This window comes from Nitrospirota bacterium (assembly GCA_030684575.1).
GTDB lineage: Bacteria > Nitrospirota > Nitrospiria > Nitrospirales > Nitrospiraceae > Palsa-1315.
In genome coordinates this window covers 308,044-332,183 of the sequence record JAUXVD010000008.1, presented here as the reverse complement: position 1 = coordinate 332,183, position 24,140 = coordinate 308,044, and the positions used below count along the sequence as shown (strand labels likewise).

General features: G+C 57.6%; 15 protein-coding genes. 9 read left to right on the top strand and 6 right to left on the bottom strand.

Translation table 11 applies throughout. The annotated features are described in order from the left end of the window. Positions 1–13 precede the first annotated feature (13 nt). Complete coding sequence (locus Q8N00_04715) at positions 14–1,423, top strand: pentapeptide repeat-containing protein (protein ID MDP2382085.1); 1,410 nt, start codon at positions 14–16, stop codon at positions 1,421–1,423. A gap of 796 nt (positions 1,424–2,219) precedes the next feature. Here the strand turns inward: Q8N00_04715 and Q8N00_04710 are convergent. Together Q8N00_04710 and Q8N00_04705 are read right to left on the bottom strand one after the other, a co-directional pair. Beyond that, entirely contained in the window at positions 2,220–2,696 is a 477-nt protein-coding gene (locus Q8N00_04710; protein MDP2382084.1) for a DUF4411 family protein, read from the bottom strand. Then, positions 2,693–3,913: an XRE family transcriptional regulator gene (locus Q8N00_04705; GenBank protein MDP2382083.1), complete on the bottom strand. Its 1,221-nt coding sequence runs from the start codon at positions 3,911–3,913 to the stop codon at positions 2,693–2,695. Before Q8N00_04705 ends, Q8N00_04710 begins: the two co-directional genes overlap by 4 nt. Before the next feature lie 812 nt (positions 3,914–4,725). Here Q8N00_04705 and Q8N00_04700 point away from each other — a divergent pair. Genes Q8N00_04700 through Q8N00_04680 form a run of 5 tightly spaced genes read left to right on the top strand, consistent with a single transcriptional unit; the run spans position 4,726 to position 11,915 of the window. Continuing rightward, complete coding sequence (locus tag Q8N00_04700; GenBank protein MDP2382082.1) at positions 4,726–5,097, top strand: hypothetical protein; 372 nt, start codon at positions 4,726–4,728, stop codon at positions 5,095–5,097. Continuing rightward, the gene (locus Q8N00_04695; GenBank protein MDP2382081.1) at positions 5,094–7,583 is read left to right on the top strand and encodes an Hsp70 family protein; all 2,490 of its coding nucleotides are present in this window, start codon (positions 5,094–5,096) and stop codon (positions 7,581–7,583) included. The genes Q8N00_04700 and Q8N00_04695 overlap by 4 nt, the downstream gene beginning before the upstream one ends. Positions 7,584–7,586: 3 nt before the next feature. Then, entirely contained in the window at positions 7,587–8,984 is a 1,398-nt protein-coding gene (locus tag Q8N00_04690; GenBank protein MDP2382080.1) for an ATP-binding protein, read from the top strand. A gap of 7 nt (positions 8,985–8,991) precedes the next feature. Beyond that, the gene (locus tag Q8N00_04685; protein ID MDP2382079.1) at positions 8,992–10,290 is read left to right on the top strand and encodes a hypothetical protein; all 1,299 of its coding nucleotides are present in this window, start codon (positions 8,992–8,994) and stop codon (positions 10,288–10,290) included. After that, positions 10,287–11,915: a hypothetical protein gene (locus Q8N00_04680; protein ID MDP2382078.1), complete on the top strand. Its 1,629-nt coding sequence runs from the start codon at positions 10,287–10,289 to the stop codon at positions 11,913–11,915. Before Q8N00_04685 ends, Q8N00_04680 begins: the two co-directional genes overlap by 4 nt. 410 nt (positions 11,916–12,325) lie before the next feature. Here the strand turns inward: Q8N00_04680 and Q8N00_04675 are convergent, their stop codons facing one another. Beyond that, the gene (locus Q8N00_04675) at positions 12,326–13,150 is read right to left on the bottom strand and encodes a L,D-transpeptidase (GenBank protein ID MDP2382077.1); all 825 of its coding nucleotides are present in this window, start codon (positions 13,148–13,150) and stop codon (positions 12,326–12,328) included. 485 nt (positions 13,151–13,635) lie between these two features. Between Q8N00_04675 and Q8N00_04670 the strand changes: the two genes are divergently transcribed. Beyond that, entirely contained in the window at positions 13,636–14,541 is a 906-nt protein-coding gene (locus tag Q8N00_04670; GenBank protein MDP2382076.1) for a universal stress protein, read from the top strand. A gap of 340 nt (positions 14,542–14,881) precedes the next feature. Here the strand turns inward: Q8N00_04670 and Q8N00_04665 are convergent, their stop codons facing one another. Beyond that, entirely contained in the window at positions 14,882–15,367 is a 486-nt protein-coding gene (locus Q8N00_04665; GenBank protein MDP2382075.1) for a macro domain-containing protein, read from the bottom strand. A gap of 587 nt (positions 15,368–15,954) precedes the next feature. Further along, entirely contained in the window at positions 15,955–17,499 is a 1,545-nt protein-coding gene (locus tag Q8N00_04660) for a vanadium-dependent haloperoxidase (GenBank protein ID MDP2382074.1), read from the bottom strand. A gap of 1,016 nt (positions 17,500–18,515) precedes the next feature. Between Q8N00_04660 and Q8N00_04655 the strand changes: the two genes are divergently transcribed. Together Q8N00_04655 and Q8N00_04650 are read left to right on the top strand one after the other, a co-directional pair. Next, positions 18,516–19,634, top strand: a complete 1,119-nt coding sequence (locus tag Q8N00_04655) for a HEAT repeat domain-containing protein (protein ID MDP2382073.1) — start codon at positions 18,516–18,518, stop codon at positions 19,632–19,634. A 70-nt stretch (positions 19,635–19,704) separates the two neighbouring features. Beyond that, positions 19,705–19,854 (top strand): hypothetical protein, encoded by a 150-nt coding sequence (locus tag Q8N00_04650; GenBank protein ID MDP2382072.1) that lies wholly within the window; start codon positions 19,705–19,707, stop codon positions 19,852–19,854. Positions 19,855–19,904: 50 nt separating this feature from the next. Here the strand turns inward: Q8N00_04650 and Q8N00_04645 are convergent, their stop codons facing one another. Continuing rightward, on the bottom strand, positions 19,905–24,062 hold the full coding sequence (locus tag Q8N00_04645) for an AsmA-like C-terminal region-containing protein (protein MDP2382071.1): 4,158 nt from the start codon (positions 24,060–24,062) through the stop codon (positions 19,905–19,907). Positions 24,063–24,140 lie beyond the last annotated feature (78 nt).

Below are 24,140 nucleotides of genomic sequence, written 5' to 3'. Positions count from 1 at the left end.
GGAGAGCATCAGTATGACACCACGCACCGTTCTGACCCTGATCCTGGCATCCCTCGTCCTCGCCCAATCGACCATTACCTCTGCGGCACAGCCGAGTAAGACGGACAGCCACCTCACTCGCTGTGAGAGCCCGTACAACAAAAAACCCGTTTCGCCCAAGCAACTGCAGGCCATCGTGGCATCGCATGGACAATGGCTCGACCACCGTGAACAGCCGGAATATCGCCGCGCCGATCTCTGCCAAGCAGACTTAAGCCATGCGAAACTGGCCGGGGCGAATCTGGAACGGGCGCGATTGGAAGGGGCCGTGCTCCGCCAGGCGAATCTGACCCAAAGTAATTTGTCACAAGCGAATCTTGCGGGCGCCGATCTGACGAAAGCCGTCTTGGAAGGTAGCAACCTGGCGGGCGCCGATCTCCGGCATGCACGATTGTCGAACGCCAATCTGTTCCGTGCGATCGGCGACGAAGCGGCCCTCTACAATGCCATCCTGACCGGGGCGCAACTGCACGAATCCACCTTCGAGCGGGCCCATTTTGAGGAGGCCAATCTTGCCTCAGCCAATCTGAGGAACGCCTCCTTCATCGACACCTACTTCTACGGCGCCAATCTTTCCCGTGCCATCTTGGCCGGGACCGACCTGATGGGAGCCGACCTCCGGCACACCGTCATGACCCATGCCAACCTTCAGCAGGCCAATCTGCAAGGCGCTCTCCTCGACGGAGCCAGTCTCGATGGAGCCCTGATGGTGGAAGCAGACTTAGAAAGCGCCTACCTCGACGATGCCAGTCTCGTGGGAGCCAACCTGCGTGACGCCATCCTCCGCGGGACGGACTTGCGATACGCCAACCTCCATTCGGCCGGCTTGCAGAGGGCCGATCTGGAAGGAGCCAATTTAGAAGGTGCCCAATTGATCAAGGCGAAGGTGCAGTCCGGCACACTGCGGATGGCGATTCTCCATAAGGCCATCCTTGACCAGGCGGATTTCCGGGAGGCGATGCTCTCTCGCGCGGTGCTGATCGGCGCCAGAGGAACCGGCGCCATCTTTACGAAAGCGGACCTCAGCGAGGTCTACGCCCCAACATCCCAATTTCATCACGCTCAATTCAATGAGGCGACGATGGAATCGGTCAATCTCGTCGCAGCGGACCTGAGAGATGCCAATTTCAGCCATGCCCTGCTCATGGAAGCCAATCTCCAAGAAGCGAACCTCCAAGGCGCCACGTTCTCCGGAGCGGATCTCAGCGGCGCGCGAGTCGACGCGGCAGATCTCCACCGGGCGATCTTACATGGAGCCAACCTGTCGTTGGTGTCCGGCTTGACGCAAGCCCAACTCGATACGGCCTGTATAGACGAACAGACGAAACTGCCGTCCGATCTCAATCGCCCCGCGCCATGCGTCGCGGCAAAGGCCAAGCGCTAGCAGGATGCCCCAAAAGTCCGCCAGCTGCGTTCTCACCTTGAACGCATCCTCAACGTACCCCAAGGGTACGCCTCCGGTGCGTTCGTCGGCTGCGGCCTTGCTGGACGGTCTTTTTGAGCATCCTGTGGTGATTGCGGCTCCAACACCGGACGAAATATTTCAGCCATAGGCATCGTATACAACGAGTTTCCCCACAGCCTGCTAGAGATTTTAAGAAGGGCTGGAGCTAGCATTCTGGCGAAAGTCGAGGCGGGGAAACCGTTGAAGTCTGCTGTCCACAAAACCTGTAAGAGCTCCGGTCCGCAAGCTCTCGAAACTACAGCCTGCCAAAACAGGCCGAGCGGTGTCCTTAAATCAGATGGTAAATGGTCATTTTTCGACCGGCAGCATCCGGCCACTTTGCGACAGTCGCTCAGGCACTCTCCGCGCCGGAAAGCTGCCGTTCATGGGAGATTGTGCTCGCTTCGCGCTACGCTTGGCTGGATGGGGTCGAGTCGGCTGAGGGAGGGTCATAGAACAGTTAGCTAACACGCGTGTCGGTGTCCACAAAACCTGCCCAAATATCTTCCTGTAAGTCCTCGAACTCATGTGACCAAGAATTCGACTTCCACCGTCCAGAAATCAGATAATTTAAGGGACAGCTGGATGGAGAATGAATTTTGGTGGTGGGAATTGAACCCACACGGCCTTTCGGCCAGCAGCTTGAAAGGCTGCCGCGTCTGCCATTCCGCCACACCCTGATGATCAAGCCTCTAGTGAGTAAAGGCTTCATCTGGTCAGCTCTCACCACCAAAATTCACCCACCTTTTCCTCCGACAACCCATCCACGTTCTTGGATCAATCCCAAGAAATTGGTATGCTTGATGCTCATCCGATTGCATACATCGGGGATTCTTACTCTCGGGAATGACCCTGTCGGGCCTTCATTTGTGATGATCTTACAACCTTTGACCTTCGCGGTCGCGATGACCCATGGATCTGAGGCAGATTTACCGGTCCTTGTATCCATTAAACGGGTATATTCCGACATAATGGCACTTGCCACTTTTTGGATTTCCTCTTCCAGCGGTAGAAAGATATGCTTTCTTTTGGCTGCCCATTCAGTAAGTGACTCATCCCTCTTTTTCAAATCCTCAAACACTTCCTCTGACGCGATCAAGCTTCCTTGTGCAATTAAGTCATCCATGTATTCCCAAATAGAAGGAAAATTCTTGATCGGATACGCCTCCTTCCAGGCATGTATCAATGAACTAGTGTCTATGCAGTAGTTCACGAAGCAATATCCTTAGCCAAAGGTTTCCCCATAACCTTAGCTTCAACGCCAGGAAGATGTTTTAGTTTGATTCCGAGTATATCTGAGACTGAATTCAGCGTGATGGATCCCCGATAGTAATTGCCTAACACCATTTTGACAAATGGTGTGCCTGCACTTGCAATGACTTTCGGCCCTGGCAGTAGTCCGAATTTATTCTTCTTTGCTTTTTCCTTTGCTTTGAACGCCTTGAACTCTTCTGTGTATTGACCGAGCTTGTCCTCATAGAACGCTTTTGTGGTTCGGTTACAGATCAGCAATCTGCGGAGAACAACTTCTCGGCTCACGCCAAAATGCAAAGCAAGCTTGTGAATCGCAGTATCTTCCCAATCGTGCCGCCCTTTATTTTCGATCACTAATTTCTCGTTTAACAAGAACTCCTTTGGCACAAGCGTTGCGCCCGCAACGAGATTACAGAATGTCTCTATTTTCCGTTCATTGGGGGCCTTGTTCCGTTCATGCTGAAGGTCATTGCATAACCCCGTCTGGTGAATCACCAGATGGGTCAACTCATGGAGTAGGGTAAAGATTCGCGCATTAACCGGTGACTTAATATTAACCGATATGATGGGTAACTCAGAGTGATAGATTGAAAACCCCTCTAAATCTTCCGCAGGCACATCGACGGCTTGGAAAACCAGTACATTCTTGCTTTCTATGGCTTCTTTCCAGGCTGTAAAGGGACCATACGGCTTTTTCCATTTCACCTGGGCATCAATACGAATCTTCAGGAGCCGTCGTAGCTCAAGGCCGAGACGTTCGGGATCTTGAATCTGTAATTTGCCAATCGAGAATTGCAACTCTGTCTCTTCGAGTGATTTATGAAGGTCCAACGCGATCAACCTGCGCTCCTGCGCAATCCGGATTTGAAGGAGCGCTTCGGGCTTTAGCCGTCGCTTTTCATGGTCCACTCTTGAGCGGAAATCCCGCATTGCATCGAAATCTTTAGGGCTGGAAGGAAGATAAAACACAGCCAATGGGCGCTTGTAGACTCTCGCCAATTCTCTCAACTGGGATATGGTTGGCTTCCCTTGATCGGCTTCCCACTGACGCAGGTCATGCTCAGAGACACCCGTTTCAATTGAGGCTTCTCCCTCACTGAGGCCCGCACTCTTGCGAGCCCAGATCAGTAGCTCACCTTTGACTAAGGCTTTTATCTTATTGTTTGGTGAGGTCATCCGCTCAAGTACCACTATGCCCAGCGGTTACCATAAATCCTTGTCACTCAGTAGGCCATATCGCATCAGCGTACAGAGCAAGACCGTGAGATTTTTAGATTATACTGAATACGAGATTCCGGTACAGGGAATTCATCACTGCCTACCCGCGCCCTGTCATGGATACGACAAAGAGGCGGTCGTAAAACGGTCGTATAGCAGAGCTACTTCCCGCTTATTCCGGCTCACTCAATCTCACTCTTTCTCAGCATTCAACTCGTTGACTTTTTAGAGTAATACCTGTGAAACCCGTGTCAATGCTGAAATTCCTGAAATGCATCCAAATCAAATCCCGCCTTCGGCACTACCTCAAGGCGCAAGTGCTGCTATAAACGTTCTTTCTTTTACACCCCATAGGGTCCCGATGGCGCCGTCATTCGATTGGACCACCTGATAGCCGTCGGTCGTGGACTTCGGGTTTGGGTCGGATTCCGACGGTCGCAGAACGGCCACTTAGCGACAGTCACTAGGGGCAATCTCCGTGCCGGAAAGCTTCCGTTCATGAGATTTTGTTTGTTTCGTGCTCAACTCTTACTAGACTCATAACTCTTGCGAGTAAAGACACCGTAATACGTGGCTGTTTCGACCTGAATGACTGGCGCAGTTTGAGCGGAATACGCACCCCTCTAAATAGGGCCAAAGAGTGGCTTGAATTTGGGTATGCTGTTCCCCTAGTCTTAAGCCGAATTTCGTAAGGAGCTGGTCGCCCATATGCGGACTTGCGGTACTCTCCATTGTCAAATCTTTTTCTCGACCATCGGGGTGTCCTTCGAATGAGCACCCCTGCATCAATCCCCGAATTATTTGAGCAAGTGCTCATCGACTTAGCGATCGAGAATTGGCGCCTTTCGCGCGTGTTTCAAAAAGTGCTAGCCAAACTCGACGCCGGGGAAGCGGCCCGCTACGCGAGCCAACTACGATATTCACAACGCAAGATGGAAGAAAGCCTGGAGGTCGCGGGATTAAAGCTGGTGAATCTCGAGGGCCACCCCTTCGATCCCGGCATGGCCGCCGTCCCGGTAAACTTGGATGATTTCGAGCCTGATGTTCCCCTTCTGGTCGAACAAATGCTTGAGCCGATCATTATGAGTACGACCGGACTCAAAAAATCCGGCACGGTAGTCCTTCGAAAGGCACATCTATGAATTACGTTGGGATCGATTTGGGCACCACCAACAGCGCGATTTGCTCCTATGACGGTGAGACGGTTCGACTATATAAAAGCCCTGAACAACATGATGTTACGCCTTCGGCGCTTTTCATCGATAAACGCGGCAATAAGTATGTGGGCTCTCGAGCCTATATGAATGCCGCGAGGACTCCGGAACAGGCGGCGCTGAAGTTCAAACGTTTCATGGGCACGAGCACGCCGATTGAGTTGCCCGGAGTCCAGCGCACCATGAGGCCAGAGGAATGTTCTGCCGAACTCTTGCGGGTTTTGTTCGGTTATCTCCCGGAAGATATTCGCAATGATGAGGCGGTCGGCACCGTCATTACGGTTCCCGCCGCATTCAACCAGATGCAGAAGGATGCGACGACGGAGGCCGCCATCATGGCGCAAATCGGCCAAGTGGCACTGATGCAGGAGCCCGTCGCGGCAGTCATGAGCGTAATGCGCCAGCGCAAGCACGACGGGCTGTTTTGTATCTATGATCTCGGTGGCGGCACTTTGGATATTGCGATCGCGCAGAGCATTGCAGGACGGGTGAGTCTCCTGGCCGGCGGTGGCATCGTGATGTGTGGAGGCACGGACTTTGACCGGCACATCTTCGATGCCGTGGTGAAACCGTGGCTGCTTAAACAGTTTTCATTGCCCGAAGACTTTGCGGGGCAACCGGGCTACAAATCCCTCGCGCGCATGGCGCTCTGGGCCGCGGAAAAAGCCAAGATTGAATTATCCCAGCGTGAGGAGAGCCTGATTAGCCTCTCCGAAACCGAACTCAATGCGCGGGATTGTAACGGCCAGGAAATTTATCTGGATGTCCTGCTCACCCGGAAGCAACTTGATGACCTCATTGCACCCCGGGTGACGGAGTCCATCCAAGCCGCACGGGAAACGTTGCGCAAGGCCGGCTACGAACCTCAAGACGTCGAACGCCTCATCTTTGTCGGTGGGCCAACCCAATACAAACCTTTGCGCGACAAGGTGGCCTTTGAGCTTGGCATTGCTGCCTCGACGGAAGTGAATCCTATGACGGCGGTTGCCGAGGGAGCGGCTATCTTTGCTGAATCCATCGATTGGAGCACGAAAAACCGTGGGCGCAAAAGTGCGCGAGGGACCATCACGGTCAGCGGGCCCGTGGCCATTTCTTTCGCCTATGCCAGTCGCACGCCAGATGTCAAAGCTAAGATCCTAGCTAAAGTCAGCGGCACAGTCGCGGCCGGTAGCGAGTTCCAAATCGATAGCTCGGATACGGGCTGGTCGTCAGGTCGCACGGCGCTGCGTGATGGGGCCGCCGTCGAGGTGATGTTGAGCCGTCCAGGTGAGAACCGGTTTAAGGTTTATGTGTTTGACTCCGCCGGCGCTCCCATGACGCTGGAACACAATCAGCTCGTCATTTCGCGAACGGCGGCGACGATCGATGCCATTCCGGCCTCTCATTCCATATCAGTCGCGGCAAAAGACAAAATCGGCGGGCCGATCGCCCTGGCCTATCTCGTCCGAGAAGGGGATCCATTGCCCAAGAAGGGCGTCCTAGTTTTCCGTGCTGAGGAATCCCTCAAAGCGGGTAGTCCCGGATCGCTCAACTTTCAACTGTGGGAAGGCGACTGCACGAAGCCGATCACAGACAACTGTTTTATCGGCCTGTTCAAGATCACGGGCAAGGACTTTTCTGATGGCGTCATCGCAGCTGGCGCCGAACTCCAATGTCAGTATGAAGTTCTAGATTCCGGCCAAATCGTCCTGGAAGTGTCGGTCCCCTCAATTAGCGGCTCCTTTCACAGTGGACACAACTTTTATTCTCGGCAAGAGGGCCAAATCGACTATAGCCAAGCGGCCAAACTCATCGCCCAAGAGTCCAATCAAGTGTTGGAGCGATTAGATGAAATGGCCTCCAAAATCGAGGATCCGCGACTTGCGGAGGCACGAGAGAAGTTGACCAGGGTCGAAGGCGCCGTCGGGTCTCAGGATCCTGAAAGCTCGAAACACACGATGGACGACATCCAGCAGATCAAGCGCTTACTGGCCGAAACTCGCCAGGTTCATCTGAAAACGATTCGGCAGCTCGAATTGGACAAAGCCCTGACTTTTTTCGACAAATATGTGAGGGAGCACGCAAAGCCATCCGAAATATCCACGTTCGAGAATCTCGTAAAAACTGCCCAGCGCGTTATGAACGCCCCGAGCAATGAATTTGAATCCCATGTGGATGACCTGCGGTCAAAAACCTTCATGATTCTCTGGCGGCAGGATTGGTTTGTCTTGGATCGATTCAAGATGCTGGCCGAGGTGGCCCATCTCTTTCCTGATGCCCATACACACGCTCAGCTGGTCGCCATGGGCACTGAAGCGCTTAAAGCCGACGACATGGCGCGGCTGCGGACTATTGTGGCGCAATTGGATGCTGCACGAATCGGCACGTCAGGAGACGACGACATGTTGTCTACGACAAATATTGTCCGGGGATGAGCCATGACTTTGGATAACTGGCTTCCCATAGGCCTAGCTTTACCGGACGGGTCTCGAACGAAACAGGCCCTCTTTGAAGGACCTGGCTGGCAAATTATTGAAACTGACGGCGAGGGGCGTACGTTGTTGGCCGACGGCGTCCTCGCAGAACGGTGGATTGCTGCCGGTCTCTTAGAGCGCGGCGCCCTCACGCCCCTCTCCTTCGGGAGTCAGCAGCTGTATACCGTCTCCAGCCCACGCAGCCAAGTCGTGTGCCCGGTGTCCGCGGGTCGGTCTCCCAACTCCAAGAGTGAGGCCCTTGCCTTCGCCGTTGCGTTCAAAGCCACCCGTCTTCACGATGCCACGTCACCCTTGCAAGACGCGCTCTACATCGAAAAGCTCAGCCGGCTCTTACCGACATACAGCATCACCTCCCGGACAGAGGACGCCACGGTGTTGGGCTACTGGCTGACCGGTGGCGCCAGCATCCCAGCCACGTCCTTCCGACGGCTTTCGCAAGCGTTGAATTGGTTGGCGCCGTCTCAGTTGATAGAGATCGTGGGGGCGGCGGGAATCGCCGTCACCGAGGCTTCGGCGACCACAGCGACTTCCATCGACAACGGCGAGCAGGTGGCGAACGACGCGGCGGCCAGCCGTTTCGAATTGGCCGGGCGGCCGGAATTGGAATACTTTTTCAATGAACACATCGTCGACATCGTCCAGCATCCGGAGCGATATCGCGCGCTCGGCATCGATTTTCCTTCGGCGGTCATTCTCCACGGCCCCCCCGGCTGCGGGAAAACCTTTGCGGTCCAGCGTCTGATCGATTTCTTGGGCTGGCCCAGCTACGAAATCGACGCCTCCAGTGTGGCCAGCCCCTATATTCATGAGACCAGTAAGAAGGTCGCTCAAGTCTTTGAAGACGCGATGGCGCATGCGCCTTCCGTACTGGTGATCGACGAGATGGAAGCCTTTCTGGCTGACCGCGCAGACGGGTTTGGGCATCATCGAGTGGAAGAAGTGGCTGAGTTCCTTCGCCGCATTCCAGAAGCCGTTCACAATCACGTCTTGATCATCGCCATGACCAATCGACTGGATATGATCGATCCTGCCATTCTCCGGCGCGGACGGTTCGATCATATCATTGCTGTGCCGCCGGCCAGCGAAAATGAAATTGCCGCGTTGCTCACCAAACTCCTCGCGGCGTTACCGACCGAGGCCACTGTCAAAGTGGCGCCGCTCGCACAGGCATTGGCAGGGCGTCCTCTCTCGGATGTGACTTTTGTCGTTCGAGAAGGCGCTCGACTGGCGGCACGCGCCGGCCAGAGTCGTCTTGCCCACAGTCATCTCCTCGCCGCCTTGCATTCGAGCCCGGCACGCTGCACGGACACCGCCTCTCCTGCCCGTATCGGCTTCGTATAGGGGTTCTATGACACCGATTCGAACGGAAGAAGTCGAAGGCCCTGTTGGCTTCGCCGGTATGGCGCACATGGTCTCGGACGCCGATGCCCTCTTGGCCGCCGCCAGACGTGAGACAGCACAGACCGCTCCTCCTGTCATCCAGCCGTCCGTTTCCCCTCGGGCCGAGCCTCCTGAACTCAAACCCCTCACTGCTTCCACCCCACGCTGGCAGTTCTCATACGGATGGGCCTTGGGGGCGCTGACGCTCTTTGTCTTTGGCGTTATGCTTTTTACTGATCCGACGAAGCAATCGGTCTCAGTCTCGTCCTCACCAACACCGTCCCCGCCGCCGATTCCTGCCCCTCGGGTGCCTCCCTCCCCTGTGCCGGAGCCATCCGGGTCATACACGGAAGAGAAGCCACCTATCGGCAAAAAGCATATTCTGACGCGCGCACAACTCCAGTATTGCCTGGCTGAAAATATTCGACTGGAGGCGGGGCAATTACTGATTCATGACACGAACGACGCCGGCGCCGTACAGCAATTTAACAACTCTATCGACGACTACAATAGCCGATGTGGGGAGTTTCGTTACCAGAAATCCATGATGGAACGCGCCAAACAAGAGGTCGAGCGGCAGCGGTCGTCGTTGCAGGACGAAGGTACAAGGCGTTTGCGGATCGCGGACGCCCAATCCCGTCTGTCGCCTTCATCCCCTCAGGACAATCAGGGAGCGACTGAGGAACCGCGCTTTCGCCTCGACCCTCTACTAGCGGAGGTCCAGAATAATGAGGTGTCGTCCCCTGGAGGTCGGCGCTCAGCAGCGGACGAACGTCCCCAGACCAGGCGTGAGTCTGACCAGGCCACGCCGCTTGCATCAACATCAAGGATCAGTGCTGTCGAGCCGCGACACCAAACCGACAAGGCAGCGAACCTTGATAAACAACAACAGCTCAACCCGTCGGAGGCGAATGAGACTGAAACAGCTGAACTGGCTGCAAATCTGAAGGAATGTCTCGACGGGCGATACCCCACTCTGTGTAACCACGCACGCCTCACTCCTGCTCAATTAGAAGACGTGGTATTGGCTGAAAGGAGAGCCAACCTGAAACAGTGCCTGACAGGCGAATATCCCTTACGCTGCAACCATCAGCGGTTGACCGCGGCTCAAGCCCAGGCAGTCGAGGAGGCTGAGCGCCAGGCCATGTTCACCGTGTGTTTGGAGGGGAAATACCCTGCCTTGTGCCAAGAGACACTCTTGTTGCCTGATCAACAGCAGGCCGTTCGCTCCGCACGGGCCTCCGCCCAACCAGGAGCGTCGAGGTGATGGCGTCCACCGCGTTGCACACGAATCCGTTTTGGGTGCTTGGGGCCTCGACCCGCGATGACCGACGGCGTCTGATCGAATTGGCGGATGAGCGCTCACTCACCCATGATGCCCAGGCCTGCCAAAAAGCCCGAGCCGACCTCACCAATCCCCGCACGCGACTCGCTGCTGAGTTGGGTTGGTTGCCAGGGTTGTCGCCGACCCGCGCCATCCATTTGACCCAACAGCTCTTGGAGAACCCGCTGTCGATTGCACAGGAGGCTGGTCTGCCGCCGCTACCCCATGCCAATTTACTAGCTGCGGCGGTCGAGTCGATTCGGTTGACGGCCGACGCCAAGGCAATGGCTACCCTCATTCATAAATTTTCCGAACTAACAAGCTTGTGTACTCCCGAAGCGATCGTCCGGGATCTCAACGAAGATCGAAGCATTGCAGGCTTCCCTGCAGTCAAACCCGAGGTCCTCGATGTGGAATGGCAGGAACGCACACGGTACTATCGGACGGCAATCAAAGAGTGTCTGAATCGGTTGCCCACTTCGTGGATCATCGAGGCGATGACCATCGCAGTAGACGAGGCGACTCATGGAGGCACCATACATGCTCCCCCCATCATCGATGAATTGGTCGGGACCTACGAGGTGGAAAGCCAACGGTTTCTCGAAGACGAAGCGCGGAATATTGAGAAAATCATCGGCGCAATCCGGGCGGAAGTCCAGGCAAGAGGTTCCTCTGTAAACCGATTCATCGACATCCTCGCACAAGTGGTGCGTCAGTGGGATTCAGTGGCACAGCCTATTCAATTGAGCGCCCGCTCTCGCGGCCTTGGACATGCCCTGAGCCAAGGCCTCGCTGATACCATTCGAGGACTGGCCGTTGAGCTGACTAACGAGCATAACTGCATGGAGGAATCCCAGCGCCTCACTGAGCTGATCGCTTCGGTATTTGCGGAATTGCCGGAAGTCCGCGAGCGCGCGGATGAAGATAGCATCGCTCTCCAGAAGTTGCTTCATGCCCAGCAAGAAACGGCTGAAGAATTGGAGCAGTGGAAGCGAGACATTTCTTGTGAAGCTGAGTTCGGAACCTTCTTCAAAGAAACCTTTCGCCTTTCGGCGGAAGGGATCGCATGGAAAAATAATTTTTATCCCCTGTCGGACATAACCCGGATTCGCTATGGCGGCATTAGAGAATCCGATGTGCTGACCTTTACCGTGGCCTTCGGCAATACCACATCCGAAGGTGTGATGGTGTTTCGTGGCGAGGAGTTGTTTAGTACGATCATCGATAAACTATGGCGGGCCGTGGGTCCACGCTTGGCGCTCGATCTGGCACAACGTCTTCGCGCAGGTCAGCAGGTGACCATCGGGGATGCCGTGTTAACCGAGGAGCAAGTGCTGCTGACACACCATAAAGTTTTCGGGGATGATTCCGTCTGGTGTGCATGGCATGACGTCAAGATCTGGACGGGAGACGGCAACTTTTGTATTGGACTTGCCAAGGACGATAAGGTTTACGTCAAGCTTTCATATATCGGGGTGCCGAATGCCCATGTGGTTGAGCAGATACTTCGTATAGCCTTCAAACACCCTGGCGGGTTTAATAGGCTGACTGACCCCTTACTGTCCTAAACGATTCTTTGCGGCGCATGGCTATACTATGGGCTGCTGCCGGTTTCAAATACACCGAGTTAGGTGCATGAATGAAGCCGGGAGCAGCCCAGATAGCGGTCGGTCGTGTACGTCTGCTTTGGGTCGGAAGCAGCCGTTCAGAACAGCGAGAATATCTCAATTCAGTGTCTATCTTTGCCAGACTCGGGGAGCCAATCAGAGCTCGAACCAGAGAATACAAGAAGCAGTCGTATAGCAGAGCTGCTTTCTTCTCATTCCCGCTCTCTCAATCTCACTCATTCTCAGGTCACAAGTCGGTGACTTTCTAGCACAAAGCCCGTGAAACTCGCTTCAGTGCTAAAGATGATAATGATTGGGCTCAAAAGCAAGTCACACTTTTGGCACCACGTTCATACGTTTTCCTGTGTGAGCTATCGCTCGCTCTTTGGCGCCTGACCGATGATGTGAACGCGGGGGCCGTGGCTGAGAGGGATGACGCGATCATCGCCGATCTCACCTCCTAAGACCCACTCGAACAACCGTTTTGCATCGCTGAGTTCCGGCTCTTTCGGCACTCCGTACTGTTCCTGCTGCATCGTCTCATCGTAGAGGCCGATGCAGCCGTGCGAGGCGGGATAGCCCGGCATGTCCCGTCCATGAATCCAATAGGACACCCCTTCCCGATTCACATGAAACCGGAGCGCGTAGTTCATCGGATAGGGCCGATCCGTCCCCTCGATTGTATAAAGGCAGGATTGGTGCTGCCGGTGGGCCGCGGCCAGACGGAACTCTCCTGCAGGCGTTTCATTCCGTCCGTTCCCGGAGGTAATGGGGCTGTCGAAACGAAGCGCTCCGAACTCATAGGCCCCGAGAAATTGCTCAGTCAAATCGATGAGAATGAATTTCTCGTCCAGTTCTCCCGGCGGATAGAACAGCGGGAGCGGCGTAAACTGCACCAGATCCTCGATCCGTCTCGGCACTTTGATTGAGAGCCCAGCATGCGCATGCCGTCGATCAATCCGATTGAATCGTGCACCCTCATTCCAGGACTCGCCAAAGATCGTTTCCAGCGATTCGCCTGGAAGAATGACATGGCAGTCCCACTCCACCGTGGCGTCACTGGGGTAATGGATCTCGCAGGGCCCGCGATGTTTGTGGGGTGAATCGGCTTGCACAGAAACAGGAAGGACCACGACCATCATCACGATCACGGTTATCAGTGATTTCAGGAGAGACCAACGTACAGAGATAGACATGATCAACAGACTTGTGACCGCTCCGGCATTAAACCATATAACGGTACTCAGCAGGACGCTCAAACAGACCGTCCAGCAAGGCCGCAGCGAGTGAAGGCCCGAGGCGTACCCTTGGGGTACGTTGAGGGTCTGAACGATGCGAGAACGCCGCTGGCGGACAGTTTCAGCATCCTGCTAATGGTCAGACTACGCAATGTAAATGCCAGCCCCCTGAACCGAACAGACTTCTCATTTTCGCATGCCGGATCACCTATTCCCGTGCGATCCGTTTCTGCCCCCTCAGAACTGACGCCAATCACCACAGTCCTCCATGCGGTACTGCAGCGAAACGCCGCAGGCCATGGCCCGAACAGGCTCTCTCTCTCCAGAAACCATCAGAATCTTAGGGCCTCTCGTCTATGAGCCATCACCTGTCGCAGGCACATCCAATGCAGAACCGATATGCGGAGCTGTTTGCGTATCGTGATCGAGGAAGGGAGTCTGTCATGCATATTCTTTGTGCCGTGGATGGGTCTGAATATTCACAATGGGGGGTACAAGCACTTGAGGCACTCGCCGGTCGTGAGCCGGAAGAGGTGACACTGCTTCACGTGGTCGATCCATCGGCCCTCCAGACTGGCAGAGGCAGAAATCCCACGGCAGAGAAGCGCGCCATAGCCGCGATGGAGAAGGCCGGTGGCATTCTGCTCCGCGATGCGGAGCGGGCGGCTCGCGTCGCCCTCGGACAGGCCGCAACCGGCCCCCGCACGACCTTCCAGCGCACCTTGGCCCATGGTCCTCTTGCCCAAACGATCGTGCGGCAGGCGCGGCGTGTGAAGGCCGATCTCATCCTCATGGGATCCCGCGGGTTGAGCGACATTCGAGGATTCTTACTGGGAAGTATCTCCCGACAAGTCGCGTCGATCGCCCGCTGCTCCGTCTTCGTCGTGAAACAGCCGAGCCCGCAGTTAAGGCGGGTGACCCTCGCGGTCGATGACTCCAAGCATTCCCGAGCCGCCGCTCGATTTCTTCGATCCCGGTTGCTTCCTGATTCCGCAACAACCACCATCCTCTCCTTGGCCGAGAGACCGCTGACCGAATTGGCCGTTCGCTATTTATCCAAAACCCAGGTCGCCGAACTGGAGCGCCCGGTCCTCGAACGAGCCACGAAACTGGTCTCAGCATTGCGGGATGAGTTCCTGAAAGAAGGCTTCGCCGTCGAAACGGACGTGCAGATGGATCACGTCATCGACACCATCGTCAAACAGGTGACGGCGACGCATGCCGACCTCCTGGTGATCGGGTCGCGCGACCTCTCCAAGAACGAACGGCTCCATCTGGGCAGCGTCTCGGACAGCCTCCTGAGACATGCCCCTTGTTCTGTGTTGATCGTGCGAAGTGCTCGTGCCTGACTTTCGCGTATCAGGACATGAATAGTATCTCGCTCGATGACGTCCTGAATCGTCTGAATACAAGTCAAGCTGGCTTCTCAACCAACGAGGCCCGACAGCGTCTGACACAATTCTGACCCAATGTGTTGGCGGGGTCTCATCACTACTCGCTGATCGTGCGGCTCCCCCCTCCAAGCTCGCTCCTTTTCTCTCCCCACCGCTGCAACCGAACGTGACAGAGAAAGGGCGGCCTGGGTGAATCCAGAACTGCGCGCGTCGAACGACCACTTTCCGAAGTGGAGGTTCCGCGAGCACGGGATCACCCAGGCCGCCCCTTCATGTCCTATCGTTCACCCCAGCCCTATTCCTCTGCCTGGACCCCGGATTGATATGTGGAATAAATATACACGGGGATAGACAGCTGACCGAGGTGTTTTTCTACCAGCGGCTTGACATCTTTCCAGTCGAGCCCGCCCACACCAGTGGCCAGACGTGGAAGCGCAACACTCTTGAACTTCTCGGTCTCGATCGCCTTACATAACGCTTTCAGACAGTGGTTCACGTTCTCGATGGTGGCCCGGCCCGGGTGGCTGGCCCCATGACCGACAGCAGGCTCCTGGGTCAGCAAATTCACAATGCGAACACCACCGACACCGCCCCAGGTCCAGAGCTCCCCGGCCTTCGGGCTGTAGGTCTGAGAATAATGCCGGAAGTCTTTATACATCGCCGGCCATCGCTCTCTAAGCGCCAAGGCTAACCCATGGGCGAAGTTGTCGTTTGGTGCGACGCCATGCGCCAACGCCTCTGCCTTGGTCAATAAAATATCCCCGGTTACTTCCTTCAACATGTACCGTCCTCCTCCGTCGAGTTAGTAATGAGTTCGATGCCGATCAAGACCGTCATGGGAACGGGAACATTACGCGCACCCGTCCAGAACAAGCCCGCAGTCTCACTCATGTACATGTGCAACAGTGATGCCTTCTTCCAGGCAGAGATCTCTCAAAACAGTCTCGCCGTCTCTTCAATAATGGAGCCCTCATTGATCTTCCACTGCGCGAGCACAGAAGATCTTCCGCCCCCATCCCCTTCTCACTGTAGCCATATACCTCAACTGACTGCTTCGGAGATGTCGCACATTGCCCCTTCAGAATGTTCTTCGTGTTCACCGGCTATGCAAGCTGCAAATAGCCTCATAATTCCATCAACGAGATGCAGGAGATTCTCTGCATTCCTACGGGGGCGATCATGGATGACAGGCCCAGATGTCGAGATCATTAGTCGTGTGCAGCGCGTGCGGGATGAGGCAAGAACGGATCAGACAGGATTGCGCCTAGACCTCCTAGGCCAGACCATAGATACAGGTAGGCCCGCAGGATAATTGTCCTGCGGGCCTCCGGTGACTTGCGCTGCTAAGGCTCGGACTACTGGGGATCCTTAGCGTCCACTCCGCGGTCGCAGCAGGTTCTTGAACACGTAGTCGGCAACCCGGTTACCCTGCTTGATTCCCTCGGTCGAATCGAACGCCCAATGGATACCCAGATAGATGCGGCTTCGGCCATTCTCTTCCTCCGCCTGCGAGAGCGAGGAGAAGCTGCGCTCCACGACCGGACGTGCGACTCCATTATTACCCTTCGTCACGCCATTGAATTCGTCCGAGATAAAGGTAAACGCGATACGATCGGTTCGATAGAAGTTCCGCAGCATCTGGAAGAGCGCCCCGCCGAATCCAGCATGGCCGGAGGGATAGGCAGGGAACGGCGGCGTGAAGTTCGGCCCCGTGAGGTTGCTGGCCGGGGCTCCGAGAGGAGAAAACGTCAAGTCTCCGACTGTGAACGGGTTACCATCGCCGAGCCCCATCGGACCTGTATTTTTGCCCGATTCGCGCATGCCGGTCACCGGCCGCCAGTACTGATACGTATATTTTGACTCCCATCCGGCGATGGCGGCGTCTGCCATGGCCACGTTCACGAGCGCCAGGAGGCGAGCCAGTTCCACCACATCGGTATCCGTGCCCATCTTCTGTGCAATCCGCATGGTCAGTTGATTGTAGAGTCGCGGCGGTGCACACAAACTCGGCGTGCCGTCATAGGCCCAAAAGATACCGATCTGTGTTTGCTCTGCCGTGCGCGTGGTGGGAGTCACCAGGCCGTCGCCCCCCAGTGTCTTCGCCTCGTTATAGGCAGCGGCATATTCGACACTGCCGAGCTTGGGTGGCTGTGGCGCTCGGAATTGATCTGCTTGCGTGAGAGCAAAGGGTTTGACCTTGCCCCAGTAGGCACCCAGCGCGATGGGAATCAGACTGATGGGGTCCTGCCGCCACCTGCCCGGTTCGTTACTCGGGATGAACTCAGTGCCCATTCTCGCTTCCCCGTGGTACGAACCGTCATCGGCTCGCATGGCGAGAATAGCCGCTGCCGCACCCTTCCCTAACGCGACTCCGTCAGTTTTCGTGCGGCCCTCCTGAACCCCGCTCAGATCCACCGCAAGGACGGCGTCAAATCGCAACGCTTGCGAAGGAAAGAGCGCGACAAGTGTATCGTGGGCAGCCTGAGCGATCGCCGCATTGAGCGACGTTCCCACCCTCGCCCGAGCCAGGCCGGTGTAGCTCTGATAGCTCCCGTCGACGGCGTTCACGACTTCATACATCGCGAGATGGACGATGGCCATCGCCCGGCTCGCACGCGTCGGCCCAAGCTGTTCGCCATACACGCGGGTCTCCCCCGGCGCGACCGGGGTATGATCGAGTCCGCTCGCATCAATGGCAATCTGATTCCAGTTACGGACGGCGGCGGCTCGATCCAGCCCGTGGAGGGAATCCTGCTTCGCCTTTGGTGGAGCCGGCCTGGCATCCGAATCGAACTTCGGGCCGAACGCGCCGTCAAATCCGCCCGGAAATCCCTCCGCAGAAAGCCCTTGCGGGGATGCCAGCGCGAACAGCACCGAGATGAAAACCAAGACCTTGCTAATGTGTGACATCATGATGTTCCTTCCGTTCAACACCTTCATATGAGCCGTATGAGATGGCATGACCCGGCCACCCTCTCTTGCATTCTTTCTTTACTTATACCTACTGGGTTCATCGGCAATCTGGTCAAATTCGCTCACTTTCAAGATAGTTGAGAAATATTTCATGGAAGGTCACTTTTCCTGGCTCGCAAGGCACACAGAAAATTCAGCATGGGCTGCTTGTCGATTTCGTTGAGCCGACTGTATTGCCCGGCCACTTGATTCGCTTCCCCGAGGTCCATCTCCATGTCATGGACGGGCCCACTTCATGGAACGCATCTCATCCGGTGTGGATTAGGGAAAGAGGGGACGTGCGGGTCGACGCCTGCAGAGAGGATGCTCCAAACAGGTGCCATCGAATGATCATGCAGTTGTGATGTGATTGAGAGAGGACCTGACCGAAGCACACAGGGCGCGAACAGTAGTTCCTACATGAATCCGCTGCAATCATGCCTCAAGCACAGGCAGGGCAAAGCTGGATTAGACAGAATTGCGCCGATTGATAGCTCGCCGATCGGTGTCGATGAATTCCGGCATCACTCTGAGCTTCGTCCGCAATTGTCGAAACTCCGGCTCAAGACTCGCCTTCGACTGCCGAGGCGGCAGGTCCCTGCTTACACGACACCACAGATCAGCGTGAGAACGACGTTCAACAGGAGAATGGACCGCAGAGGATTCACCATCGCTCGCTCCTGTTGACTCGATAACACCGGCAGGGTCAAACGCTACCGGACTATGATTGAGGAGTCGACGGCGGGAAAGACAGGATACCGACCGAGCACCGAGGGAGACGGACAGGATACGCACCGGTCAGCCGATTCGAACATCGCGGAAGCCGCGTTCCGATGACGACTTTCCGTCCCGATTCTTTGTGTCTGCAGGATGAATGATCGCTCTGCCTCGAAGGCCTACCCTCTCGGCACCCGCTTGTGAGAGAATCCGCCCAATCCTTGACCTCTTTCACATGCTAGGAGAGGAGCCTCATTCCCATGTCTCGCTATCATCGCCCACGCAAGCACCAGTTCGTATTCGCCAGCCTCTTCATGACGGTCGGAGCGCTGTTGATTGGAATCGCGCCGGATGTCAGCCAGGCACGCAAGGAACTGCTCACGTCCGTGGAGAAGGAGCAGATGCGTCGGACGGAAACGATCTACCTGGAAGTCATCGCCCTCACGCTCCGTGGCGCCATTGACTCCGCACCCGTGACGAAGGCCGCAACTGCGCGCCTCGAACAACTCGGCTACCGGGTCATCCCTGAAGCAGGACAGCCCGCGGAGGACGTCACCGTCAAGGTTAAATGCGAAGAGGCGAAAACCTGGGAGGGAACCGGGCGCTCAGGCGGCGATGCCGATATGGTCGACGCGGCCATGCGCCTCTGGAAGGGCCCGGCCTGTCAAGTTTCCTATCGCTTCGGGAGCCGGACGTCCAACTGGCGGCACGAAGTCAGAGCCGAATTCAGCGATGCACAGGAGGCCGCCAAAAAAGCCGGGCAGCCTGACTCAGGCGCGTACGCCGTCGCCGCACTGAGTGAACAAATACGCAAGGACACGTTCCCGTTCCTGCTGGCAGCAGAATTGGGACAATCCTCTCGCCTCGTTCCCGCCTTGGATGCGGCGAGCACGACAAGCGGCCAGAAGGTCACGCTCATCGACCTCTTGGGAAACATGATGTCGATCGAGACCATCCCGCGATTGATCGCAGCACTCAAGGATCCCGATCCGGCCATCGTGCATGCTGCCGCAACCGCGCTAGGAACCATCGGCCATGAAGACGGCATCCCCCCGCTGTTGTCCCTCTACAAATCCAGCACGCCGGAACAGCATCGCGCCGCGGCAGTCGGCCTAGGCCGGCTCGCGCCCTTGCACCCCAACAGTGACATCGTCCCGACGCTCCTGGGAACGCTCCTTCAGGAGCCGGTGCCGACACAGATTATTCTGGTCCGCGCGCTGAGCAAAACGACCGACCGGCGTGCCCTCGATCCCCTCCGATCGTTGAACCGTTCCATACTCACGCAGGCACGCAACGATACGAGTCCCGAGCTCAAAGAACTCAAAGCCACCATACGAACGGCTCTCGATCAGCTCTACGGTCCACACACGGAAGAATAACCTCGGCCTACCTGAGGCACAGGGGCACGTTGACCTTGTTCAACATTGGCGAGTTGGTTAGACTGGAGCCATGGGTGACTCGGCATGGCTAGTGGTCGTCGTGATTGGCGGGATCCTCTTCACACTCGGGCACCGGTGGTACCGGCAGCGTATCGCCGCCAAGTCTGCGGATACGTTGCTCTCCGACGTGCTCAAAGCCAAGGATGCGTTCCGCCGGTAATCGTCTCAGGTCCCTCGCTCCGGCCGGGCCGATCCGCCGGGGCACAGGCTTCACCGCTTCTTCTTACCGCCGAACAAATCCTTGATGAGATCCTTCGCCGTGTCATTGATGGCCCCTAGGGCTTCCTCCGTCGCCTTCTGTGCGGCTGCGCCGCCCTGGCAACCGGTGAGCAGGTCTGCCACGGTCCCGACCAGCGCCCCGACCTGCCGTCCAACCATGTTGCCGCCCGTCATCTGTACTCCGTAGGCCGGTTTCTCTGCCGTCCCCTGGACCGTCACGGCAACCGGCAACACCGTGAAGCCGTCCGCGGTTTTCGTCAGCTGGTTCAGGCAGGGAATGGTGACGTGATCGGAGATGGTCGGCCCGATCTTCGGCTCGACATACACGTCAAGTCGACCGTCCAGCCCGATTTTCCCGCCCGCCTCCAGGGCGGCGGCCTGGCCAACCACGCGGGCCTGATTCAGATGTACCCACCCATCCTTGATCTGCAGTTCCCCATGCACCGTCCGGAACCCCAATGCTCTAAATTCGTCGATATGGGTCTGCTTCGCGAGGAACTCCAGAAGAGGCGACTTGACGAATTGGCCGTCGGCCACGTCGAACGCCACGGTACCGCTGAGACTCTGCCGTAACGCCTCACCCTGGCCTCGACCAGTTCCCGAGGTCGTGAACGTGCCACGACCGGTCATCCGCGGCTCTGGCTCCCCCGACGCGGCCTTCGTGAGGACGCCGAGATCCAAGGCCTCTCCCTTCGCGTCCCAGCCGATGTCCGGCTGCCCGCCCTTCAGAGCGATCGTGACAGTCCCTTGCACCGATCCTCCTGCAAGGCCGGTCGGCTCCAGCGTCGCCTGCATCTTCTGCCCGTCCCCCTTGGCGACGAGGCGCCCCTTGCCGATCTCGAGCGTTTGATAGATCACGGACCCGATGGCCAGGTCGACGTCGAGGTCTAACGGCACGCCGAGGCCGACTCCTGTGTCCTTCGCGTCATTTGACTTGCCGGAAGTCTTGCCGATCGATGCCTGGTCTGAAGGCGGGGCCGTCAAGGCGGCATACCAATCGGCATTGAATGCGTCCACGCTCCCGCGAAGTTGCAGGCGGGGTTGCGCACCCATACGGAGATTCCCATTCATCGCCGCCCGGTCAGCCCGTCCTTTCGGCCGCTCCGCGGTGAGCGAGAGCACCGCCACTCTGATCTCGTCGCCGCTTCGGGCCATGTCCTGTTCCAGTTGTATCGTGGCCGACTCAGGGGCACCGCCATTCACCGCGGCAGTGACCGGTCCAATCGTCTCTTTCCCCTTCACGGCAAGCACCTTACCGCCTGCCTCCTGCGAGACGATCAGTTCTCCGGTCAAGGGCAACGGCCCGGACACGCGACCGGGCAAGATGCCGAAGAAATCCACGAACGGTCCGCTATCCCATTCCTTCACCGTCACGCTCACCGCGCCGGCTGGCGTCGTCGATCCTGTGTCTGCGAGCGGCCACCGCCCGTTCGCCGTCAGAATCCCGGCCTTGGCGCCGGCGGACTCTACGCTAACCTCCAGACGCTGGAGTTGCGCCAGGGTCCGGTCCGCGTCCACTTCGATATCAGCCTGCAGCCCGAGCGATCGAGTCAATTGCTGCGTTTTGTTCAGCCGCATGATCAGGTCTGTCGATCGGAGCGCGGCCTTGACGGTCACGGGCTTCGCCGGACCCGCCGTGACCAGCCGCACGTCGCCTTTGAGTGTGCCGCCTGAAATCAGCTCCTGTCGCCGCTCCGTCAAGAGCCCGAGCCGACCGACGAATTCACTCAGATCGCTGGCGGCGAGATCCAGCCGGAGGTCTGTCGCGCCGCCGAAGTCGGCCGATCCGGTCAGGCGCGCCTCTCCGAGGACCGTCTTCCCGGCCAATGCCCGCACCGCCCATGAATCCACGGTGACACGTGACCGGCCCACGACCGATGCACGAACTTCGGTGCCCAGCGTGACCGATGCGCTCGCGCCACGTTCGAACGTGACATCTTCCAGATCCAAACGACCGGCGACCGCGGCGTCATCGGTCCCGCTGATGTGAACTTGCAAGTCTGCGTCCAACGCGCCGCCTCGAACCGACGCCAGGGCCTGACTTCCCGCCAGTACCACCCATGGACGGAGTTGATGAAGGCCCAGACGATTAACTCGGAGCCCCAGCGTGATCGGCTCAGCAGATCCGCCTGCTTGCGAACCGTCCCCTTTTTTGGCCTGCGCGAAACTCAGCGAGAGTGGCTTGTCGAGCGACAGCGTGACGACCGGCCGACGACGTTCGACAAGCTGGATGCTCAGTCGATCCAGCCGCAGTTGCTGCTCCGCCCGGTCGAACTCGCCGGCCTGTTTGATCAGCAAGTCCAGCGGGGGCATGTCAGTCGCCGCCTCCGGCAGGCGCAGTTGAATCTCCTCGCCGCTGATGTCAACGACCCATCGGGCATGGTCGTTGTTGACCGCGACGTCGGCATGACCGTCGATCTTCGCCCTGCCGATTCTAGTCTCGCTCCACAGACTCAGTAACGGATTGAGCGTCTCCCCGGGCAACCCGGTGAGCGTCACGGTACTCTTCAATGCAGTAAGCCCCGTCGGATCAGCGAACCGCCATGCGCCGGTTGCATGCAGAGCGGCGACTGGCTTGCCCTTCAGGCTCACGTTGGCCGTCAATGGATCCAGTTTGAGCAACTGCATGCCGGTCAGTCGGGACTTCACCTCGGCGACGACCCCCAACGGTCCCATGAGGCCGGCCCGTCCCCTCCCCTCGCCCTGCAGCATCACGTCAGTCGCTTCCAGCCGACCGGCCACATCCACAATTGCCCCTTGCTCGTACATCGAGACCACGAGCGCGCCACCGAATGTGCCCGCCGCGACTTCCGTCAACGGACCGCCGCCCGACAGCGCCAGCCAAGGACGCAGCTCGCGGATTTCCGATGGGCTCAACCGCAGAGACCAGACCGCCGGCGCTGCACCGGTGTCTGCCGACGAAGTCTTTCCCTTCGTCCGATCCAGATGGAGCAAGACCGGACGGTCCAGCGCTCCGGACAAGAGAGTCTTCGCACGGTCGCCGATGGTAAGCGTAAACGTCTCGATGGCCAGGTCTGTGGTGGCAGAATCGAACGATCCGACCTGCCGTAACGAGACATCGACCGGCGGGCTTGCCTCCCGGTCGGCCAATCGGAGCCGGACGCCTGATCCAAGCACATCCCCTCGAACCGACGTCCGCGTCCCCTCAACCTGCACCTTTATCTTGGCGTCGAACTTTCCTGCCTGCACCTGGGTCGCAGCAGTCTCACGTAAAAAGCGATTCACCAGATCGCCTGTAACACCCTCCACGTTCAACGAGACGTCCGTCACAGCCGGACGTTTCGCCCCCTCCCTTGAAGCTGTGAGCTCGACCGTGCCCAGTGAGGTTCCGGCCCTGCTGATTGCGACGTTGGACGCGGCCCGTAAACTTTGCGCGGCATGTTCGTACTCACCTGTGAGGATTTGCTCAAGGTTGATGACTTCAGGATCGGTCGACTCAAGCGAGCCTCGGCCAATTCGAGCAAGGACCCTGCTTGCTCCGTCCCATTTGATCGGCGTCCCTCCGGGACCGACGTCCACGGCGAGGGTCAGGTCCATGCTGCCGGACAGGTCCTGCGTCCCGGCGCCACGCTCCAGCAACATGCCGGTCTGAAGCGTGATGCTCCCCTTCCGGCCTGGCCCCAGCCGATCCAGTGCCGCAGCAACCTGCCCCGTGATCCGGCGGTCGCCCTGATCCACTGTCACAGTCACATCCTCGAATCGCGCGCGCTCGATTGCGACCGGGATCAAGTGGAACGTCTCAGAAGACTCTCCCTCCGGTTCCTGAACCGGCGCCTCGACCGGTCCTGGCCGAAGGGCAATCCGAAGGTTCGCCCCCTTCAACTCCAGGTCGTCGATTCGGGGCACACCCTCCTCGATGAACGACCAAGGCCTCGCGCGAAGGGCGATCCGCTCCGCATCGAACGAGATTCCCGATGCCGGATCCTCGTAGACAAGCCCGTCCACTTCGAGCGCCCCCAGCAAAGAAAGCCACCCGTCCTGGACCTCCAGCTTCGCTCCAGTCAGTTTCGCCGCGAGCGGGACGACGGCGTGACGAAACCCATGCCGCGTCTGCACATACAAGAGCAGGCTTGCGAAGAAGACGAACAGGACCAGGGAGAAGAGCAGGAGCTTTCTCAGCAGAGACATGCGGTCATGTCGATTCGAATCAGTCATTCAGATGTCATCAATACATACGCCCTGAAAAAAGCTTACCAAGGTGAGAGC